General features: G+C 50.4%; 8 protein-coding genes. 1 reads left to right on the forward strand and 7 read right to left on the reverse strand.

Annotated elements, in window-relative coordinates:
* Positions 1 to 62: 62 nt before the first annotated feature.
* The 7 genes from wecB to AC0TWI_RS09400 form a co-directional block, all read right to left on the reverse strand.
* Entirely contained in the window at positions 63 to 1217 is a 1155-nt protein-coding gene (gene wecB, locus AC0TWI_RS09370) for a non-hydrolyzing UDP-N-acetylglucosamine 2-epimerase (RefSeq protein WP_488126085.1), read from the reverse strand.
* A 16-nt stretch (positions 1218 to 1233) separates the two neighbouring features.
* A complete protein-coding gene (upp, locus tag AC0TWI_RS09375; protein WP_488126086.1) occupies positions 1234 to 1863 on the reverse strand; it encodes a uracil phosphoribosyltransferase in 630 nt (209 codons plus the stop codon).
* 202 nt (positions 1864 to 2065) lie between these two features.
* Positions 2066 to 3301: a serine hydroxymethyltransferase gene (locus AC0TWI_RS09380; RefSeq protein WP_488126087.1), complete on the reverse strand. Its 1236-nt coding sequence runs from the start codon at positions 3299 to 3301 to the stop codon at positions 2066 to 2068.
* A gap of 168 nt (positions 3302 to 3469) precedes the next feature.
* Positions 3470 to 4045, reverse strand: coding sequence for a TIGR01440 family protein (locus AC0TWI_RS09385; protein WP_488126088.1), 576 nt, complete (start codon positions 4043 to 4045; stop codon positions 3470 to 3472).
* Between the two features lie 79 nt (positions 4046 to 4124).
* A complete protein-coding gene (rpiB, locus tag AC0TWI_RS09390) occupies positions 4125 to 4568 on the reverse strand; it encodes a ribose 5-phosphate isomerase B (protein ID WP_488126089.1) in 444 nt (147 codons plus the stop codon).
* Between the two features lie 75 nt (positions 4569 to 4643).
* Positions 4644 to 5933, reverse strand: a complete 1290-nt coding sequence (locus AC0TWI_RS09395; protein WP_488126090.1) for a methyl-accepting chemotaxis protein — start codon at positions 5931 to 5933, stop codon at positions 4644 to 4646.
* A gap of 33 nt (positions 5934 to 5966) precedes the next feature.
* Positions 5967 to 6431 (reverse strand): low molecular weight protein arginine phosphatase, encoded by a 465-nt coding sequence (locus AC0TWI_RS09400; RefSeq protein WP_488126091.1) that lies wholly within the window; start codon positions 6429 to 6431, stop codon positions 5967 to 5969.
* Between the two features lie 259 nt (positions 6432 to 6690).
* Here AC0TWI_RS09400 and AC0TWI_RS09405 point away from each other — a divergent pair.
* On the forward strand, positions 6691 to 6966 hold a 276-nt coding region (locus AC0TWI_RS09405), incomplete at its 3' end, for a hypothetical protein (RefSeq protein WP_488126092.1).

Raw genomic sequence — 6966 nt, forward strand, 5'->3', positions numbered from 1 at the left:
TACCGCGTTACTGCGAGGGGGGAAGCCCCCCCGTTTTTTAACGCGTCACTGCAGCGAAAACCTCAAAGCACCTTAAATGGCGCCGGGCGTTCGGATGTAAGTCCGAAACGGTAGGCGATCGCGTCACAAATACGTTCGGATGCTTTGCCGTCCCCGTATGGGTTTGCTGCTTTGGCCATCCGTTCATATTCAGCCTGGTCGGTAAGCAGTTCCGTTGCGAGCTGGTAAATGGTGTCTTCGTCTGTTCCCGCGAGCTTCAATGTGCCGGCAGCAATTCCTTCTGGCCGCTCTGTCGTATCACGGAGCACGAGCACTGGCACGCCAAGTGACGGTGCCTCTTCTTGCACGCCGCCCGAATCGGTAAGAATAAGGTGTGCGTGGTCAGCGAAGTTATGGAAATCAATCACGTCAAGCGGTTCGATCAGATGGATCCGCTCATCTCCGCCGAGGATTTCAGCAGCCGTTTCCCGGACAGCCGGGTTCATATGCATCGGGTAGACGACCTGCACATCCGGCCGCTCTGCAACAATCCGTTTGATGGCCCGGAACATATTCCGCATCGGCTCGCCGAGGTTCTCCCGGCGATGTGCCGTAAGGAGAATGAGCTTGTCCTCGCCGAGATTTTCCAGAATCGCATTTTCATAACCTTGCTTCACTGTCGTCTGCAAGGCATCGATTGCCGTATTGCCCGTAATGAAAATCGTATCCGCCTTTTTCCCTTCATTTAACAGGTTTTGTGCAGACTGCTCTGTCGGTGAGAAATGGAGATCCGCGATGACACCTGTAAGCTGCCTGTTCATTTCTTCCGGAAACGGTGAATATTTATTCCATGTCCGCAAGCCCGCTTCCACATGCCCCACTTCGATTTGGTTATAAAATGCGGCGAGACTTGCGATGAAGGTAGTTGACGTGTCGCCGTGCGTCAAGACGATATCCGGCTGTGCTTCCTTCATTACTTTATCGAGCCCCTCCAGTCCTCTTGTCGTCACGTCGACAAGTGTTTGGCGGTCTTTCATGATATTCAAGTCGTAATCCGGCTCAATGCCAAAAATATCGAGCACCTGATCGAGCATCTGCCTGTGCTGTGCCGTAACGGCTACAATCGGTTCGAACTCGTCCTTACGCTTTTGCAGCTCTAAAACGAGCGGCGCCATTTTTATCGCTTCTGGCCGCGTTCCGAAAATAGCCATTACTTTCACACGTTTACCCAAGTCCATCCACTCTCCCGTCCCTTTACTTTGTTCCGAACAGTCTGTCGCCTGCATCTCCAAGCCCTGGAACGATATAGCCCTTTTCGTTCAGCTTCTCATCAAGGCCGGCAATATAAATATCAACATCCGGATGTGCTTTCTGCATCGCCTCCACTCCTTCAGGCGCTGCGATCAGGCACATGAACCGAATATGTGTAGCCCCGCGCTTTTTCAGCGAGTTGATCGCTTCAATCGCTGAACCGCCCGTTGCGAGCATTGGGTCAACTACGATGAATTCCCGATCTTGAATGTCACCTGGGAATTTTGCATAGTATTCAACAGGCTGCAGCGTCTCCGGATCGCGATACAAGCCGATATGGCCGACTTTGGCAGCCGGGATCAACTTGAGGATGCCGTCGACCATGCCGATGCCCGCGCGCAGAATTGGGACAATCCCCAATTTTTTCCCTGACAGAACCTTTGCTTTCGCCATGCTTACCGGCGTTTCCACTTCAATCTCCTCAACCGATAAATCCCTTGTAATCTCGAACGCCATCAACGTTGCAACTTCATCAACCAACTCACGGAACTCTTTCGTTCCTGTATTTTTATCCCTGATAAAAGTAAGCTTGTGTTGAATGAGAGGATGGTCGAACACGAATACCTTGGCCATAAAATCTCTCCCTTTTCGTCAATTCATGCAGACGGCGAATCCTGTCTGCTAGTCGTTGCTAATTTTACAGAAAAGCAGGCCTTTGGGCAAGGAGTACCTTCACCTGTACACAAGGAAAAAAACGGGTATGCCCATTATGTTTCTTTCATGCTGCTCGAAATAGGAAAAGCCGCCCCTAAAAAGGAGCGGCCCTGAGCCTTCATTATTGATAAAGCGGGAATCTGCCTGTCAGATCCGCAACACGCTTGCGGACTTCTTCGAGTTTGTCTTCTTCTTCATGATGCTTCAATGCCATGGCAATAAGGGATGCAATTTCGTCCATTTCTTCCACGCCGAATCCGCGGGAAGTGACGGCAGGTGTTCCGATGCGGACGCCGCTCGTTGTGAACGGGCCTTCCGGATCGAACGGGATTGTATTTTTATTGGCAGTGATGCCTACGTCATCAAGCACTTTTTCCGCCACTTTGCCTGTCAGCCCAAGTGAGCGGACATCAAGCAGCAGCAAATGATTATCCGTACCGCCGGAGACGAGGTCGATGCCTTCTTTTTTAAGCGATTCGCCGAGACGCTTCGCATTGTCGACGACGTTTTGGATATACACTTTGTAATCGTCGGACAGGGCTTCATTGAAGGAAACAGCTTTTGCAGCGATTACGTGCATAAGCGGTCCGCCTTGGAGTCCAGGGAAAACAGCTTTATCAATCTTCTTCGCATATTCTTCCTTGCAGAGAATCATGCCTCCACGCGGTCCGCGCAAAGTTTTATGAGTAGTTGTAGTGACGAAATCCGCATGCGGAACCGGGTTCGGATGCAGACCTGCAGCGACAAGTCCGGCGATATGGGCCATGTCGACCATTAATAGCGCTCCGACTTCATCGGCGATTTCACGGAACTTGGCAAAATCAATTGATCGCGGATAAGCGCTCGCACCGGCGACAATCAGTTTTGGCTTATGCTCCAACGCTTTCTTGCGAACATCTTCATAATTAATCCGATGGTCTTTTTCATCAACACCATACTCGACAAAATTGTATTGGACACCGCTGAAGTTGACCGGGCTGCCGTGCGTCAAGTGACCGCCGTGCGACAGGTTCATCCCGAGAACCGTGTCCCCCTGCTCAAGAACCGTAAAATACACGGCCATATTCGCCTGAGCGCCGGAATGGGGCTGTACGTTAACATGTTCTGCGCCGAAAATCTCTTTCGCCCGGTCGCGTGCCAGGTTCTCGACGTCATCCACAAATTCACAGCCGCCATAATAGCGTCGCCCCGGATAGCCTTCAGCATATTTATTCGTCATGACGGAGCCTTGTGCTTCCATGACCGCTTCGCTGACGAAGTTCTCGGATGCAATCAATTCGATTTTTGTCCGCTGGCGGTTCAACTCATTCTGAATTGCTTGGTACACCTGTTTGTCTTCTTGCGCAATTTTGCTCATTCTGCTCCCCCTCATCCATTCGCCAAATTTTCGTATGTTAAGTCCCTCTCATTCTAACACGAAGAGAAGTGGATGCCAATCCAGTTCAGAGGTAAAAACCTGAACAATCTGATAGCTTTATCGGCTGATTGTATGGAATTCCTCTCATTTTTCCGGAAAACAGCTCGTTCACGTGCATTGATTGTTCCATTTGTCCCGTTCATACACAGCCCTTGCACCGCCGATCAGCTTTGGCCTTGTTGCCGCCATTGTTACATGAGCGGAGCCAACTTCCTGAATCCCTGTCCGAATAGGTACGGCAACATGCTTTAGATGCATGCCGATGAACGTATCTCCGATATCAATCCCTGCATCCGCCTTTACAAATTCGATAACGATCGGATCCTTTACATGATTGAAGGCGTAAGCAGCCATTGCACCGCCCGCCGTCCGGACAGGTACAACGGTCACTTCTTCTCCGCATTGTGCCTCAGCAGTCTTCCGATCGGTCACTATCGCCCGGTTCAGGTGCTCACAACATTGGAAGGCAAGCTTCACACCGAGCGGTTCTGTAAAGCGGACGAGCTCCAGGTAGATCATCTCAGCTATTTCCTCCGTACCGGCGGTCCCAATCTTCTGGCCGGCCACTTCGGAAGTCGAACAGCCGACGACAAACACCTGGCCGGGCCGAAGCTTTACCTGCTCCCCGAATGCTTTTAAGGCATCAGCAAGCTGGCGGCGCCATTCTTCAAGTGATGCAGTCATTCCGGTCATCCCCCTTTCTGTAGCCCATCATACACAGGATACGGGCAGGGCCGGGAAAGCCGCACCCCGGCTCCGTCCTTTAATGCTTGTTTTCATACTCTGCGACTTTGCCGATGCGAGTTGCATGGCGTCCGCCTTCAAAGTCCGTTTTCAGCCATGTTTCCGCAATTTCCCTCGCCAATCCGGCACCAATGACTCTTTCACCCATTGCCAGCATATTGGTGTCATTATGCAATCTTGTCATCTTCGCGCTATAGATGTCATGGCACAAAGCACAGCGGATCCCTTTCACCTTGTTGGCGGAAATACTCATGCCGATCCCTGTTCCGCAAATGAGAATACCGCGGTCAAATTCTCCGGAAGCAACCCGCTCAGCTGCCGGCAGAGCATAATCCGGATAATCGACGGAGGTTGTGCAGTCACATCCGATATCTTCATATTCAATACCCAAGTCTTCAAGCAGCCCTCTTATTTCTTCGCGGATATGGAGCCCGCCGTGATCCGATGCCAAAATTACTTTCATCTTCCATTCCTCCCTCATCATTTGCAAGCTTGTCCTCTATTGAAAAAAAGACAGGCTTCTTTCAGCCTGCCTTCATTATAAATGGAAACGGGAGATGGTGTCTTTCAATTTGATGGCCTGGTCTTTTAATTCGCTGGCAATCTGATTGATTTCCCCCATGTCTTGTGCCTGTTTTTTCGTTGTTCCAGCTACTTCAACAGCTCCTGCAGATGTTTCTTCAGCAATCGCCGCGACCTCTTGTGACTGCAATGATGTCTGATGGACGCTTTCCATCTGGCGGTCGACGAGAACCGTAATCGTCTTGACAGCCTCAGCGACCTGATGGATTGTCTCTGTCATTTCGGCAATCGCTTCATTTGTTTGTGTTCCTTTTCTCACTTCTTCATTTACGCTTCCGACTTGGGATGTGATCTGCTCTACGACATTTCCGACTTCAAGCTGGATTGACTGGACAAGTCCGGAAATCCCTTTTACTGCGGTCGCACTTTCATCGGCAAGCTTCCTCACCTCTTCTGCGACAACTGCAAATCCCTGCCCATGGTCACCTGCGCGAGCCGCTTCAATTGATGCATTCAAGGCAAGCAGATTTGTCTGGCTTGCGATGTCTCCGACAAGCTGGATAATCTTCCCGACCTGATTGGCGTTTTCCTCCAGCCTGCGGACCGCCTGCAATGACTCCTCATTCCCCGCTGCCAGCTTTTCGATGCCGCCGACGAGCGACTGGACAATTTCCCTGCTTTCATTCAAATCCTGCACCATATGGACAGAGAGCGCTTCAGAAGCCCTCGCCTGGCCTTGGACTTCTTCAGCAATTCTCGTAATATCTTCGACTGACTCGGCCGTTGACTGAATGGCTGCCGCTGAGCTTTCCGCGCCCCCCGATATTTCTGAAATCGTATGCGCAGCGTTTTCCGCCTCTTCCATCGCCTTCAGCGACTTGCCTGAAATGGCAATCACCTTTTCATTGGTATGCTGAAAATTTTCCTCAATACGAATAACCATATTCCTCAGACTTCCAAGCATATGATTAAATGCCTGACCGACCGCTCTCAGCTCATCATCTGATGCAGTCACTGCCACATCCATACTGATGTCCCCTTCACTTGCCCTGATCGCTGCCTGTTCAATCCGGTGCAGCGGTTTGGTGATGAAGAACGCAGCGAAATAGGCAAGGATGCCCGACCAGATGATGCCGAGCAGCAGCGTGCCAATGACGAAATGCACCTCACTAAAACGATCGGCCAGCATCGGGTAGATGAAATAGATAAAAACCCCGCTCGTCGAATATGTAATCAATGCCAGTGCTGTCGTCAGTAATACTACCTTTTTTTGCAAACTGAACGAGTACCGTTTTCTCTCTCTCATTGCTACTCTCCCTTATCCACTCATCTTTTCATCTCATTTATCCGCTGGCTCATTGTGCTCTAAGTCTAATTTCTTAATCAATTGTTTGATTAGTTCTTCCAGCTCTTCATAAGTTTGTTTATATACCGCTGCATTTCCGCCGAACGGATCGATCACATCCTGGTTCCCGCTGTCTTCCAAAACAAATTCCTTCAAAGTGAAGATTCTATCCGCCGCTCCTGGCCAAGATCTCATTAAGGATTCTTTATGGCTTCCTGTCATGGCGAAAATATAGTCAGCCTGCCGGATCGCCTCTTCCCGGACACTTTTCGATCGGTGGGCATGAACGATCCCTTCTTCTTCGAAAATAGCAGATACATGGGCTGACGCCGACTGTCCTTCTGCCGCGAACAGCCCTGCTGATTCTGCCTTCGCCCGGCCTCCGGACAAATGGTTGAATATCGCTTCCGCCATCGGGCTTCTGCATGTGTTGCCTGTACAAACGAAAAGAATATTCATCACACATCCTCCTTATCTCTCTATTATATACAAAATTTAACTGGGTCTATAGTCATATTTACAAAATACACAAAAAAGACAGTTCGTGACTGTCTTTTCTATTTTTGAGGTCATCAGCCAAGCCGGGAGGAAGGCAATCGGCGTCTTTTGCTTCTTCGTCCCTATGCTTGTCGGGGCTAAGCAGGCCCTTTCCGCACTTAGGTATTATCCGGTTCCAAGGGCCAGCCCCTCGAGGTCATAAGTCAAATGATGAGGAAGGTTGGAAAGCACCTTCTTCATCATTCACCTTATGCTTGTCGGGGCTAAGCAGGCCCTTTCCACACTTAGGTTTATCCGGCTCCGGGCGATAGAGGCTCGAGGTCGTAAGCCCAAAGAAGCCAAAGGCTGGAAAGCGCCTTTTGCTTCTTCGTTCTTACGCTTGTCACCTCTGACCAATCGCCCTCCGCACTTAGGTATTATCCGGCTCCGGGCGATAGAGGCTCGAGGTCGTAAGCCCAAAGAAGTTAAAGGCTGGAAAGCGCCTTTTGCTTCTTCG

It is taken from the genome of Lederbergia sp. B243.17 (genome assembly GCF_057657925.1).

What these genes read in the sequence shown, in the direction of transcription:
- wecB (WP_488126085.1), bottom strand. Translation starts at nt 1,217, where the DNA reads ATGGACTTGGGTAAACGTGTGAAAGTAATGGCTATTTTCGGAACGCGG.
- upp (WP_488126086.1), bottom strand. Translation starts at nt 1,863, where the DNA reads ATGGCCAAGGTATTCGTGTTCGACCATCCTCTCATTCAACACAAGCTT.
- AC0TWI_RS09380 (WP_488126087.1), bottom strand. Translation starts at nt 3,301, where the DNA reads ATGAGCAAAATTGCGCAAGAAGACAAACAGGTGTACCAAGCAATTCAG.
- AC0TWI_RS09385 (WP_488126088.1), bottom strand. Translation starts at nt 4,045, where the DNA reads ATGACTGCATCACTTGAAGAATGGCGCCGCCAGCTTGCTGATGCCTTA.
- rpiB (WP_488126089.1), bottom strand. Translation starts at nt 4,568, where the DNA reads ATGAAAGTAATTTTGGCATCGGATCACGGCGGGCTCCATATCCGCGAA.
- AC0TWI_RS09395 (WP_488126090.1), bottom strand. Translation starts at nt 5,933, where the DNA reads ATGAGAGAGAGAAAACGGTACTCGTTCAGTTTGCAAAAAAAGGTAGTA.
- AC0TWI_RS09400 (WP_488126091.1), bottom strand. Translation starts at nt 6,431, where the DNA reads ATGAATATTCTTTTCGTTTGTACAGGCAACACATGCAGAAGCCCGATG.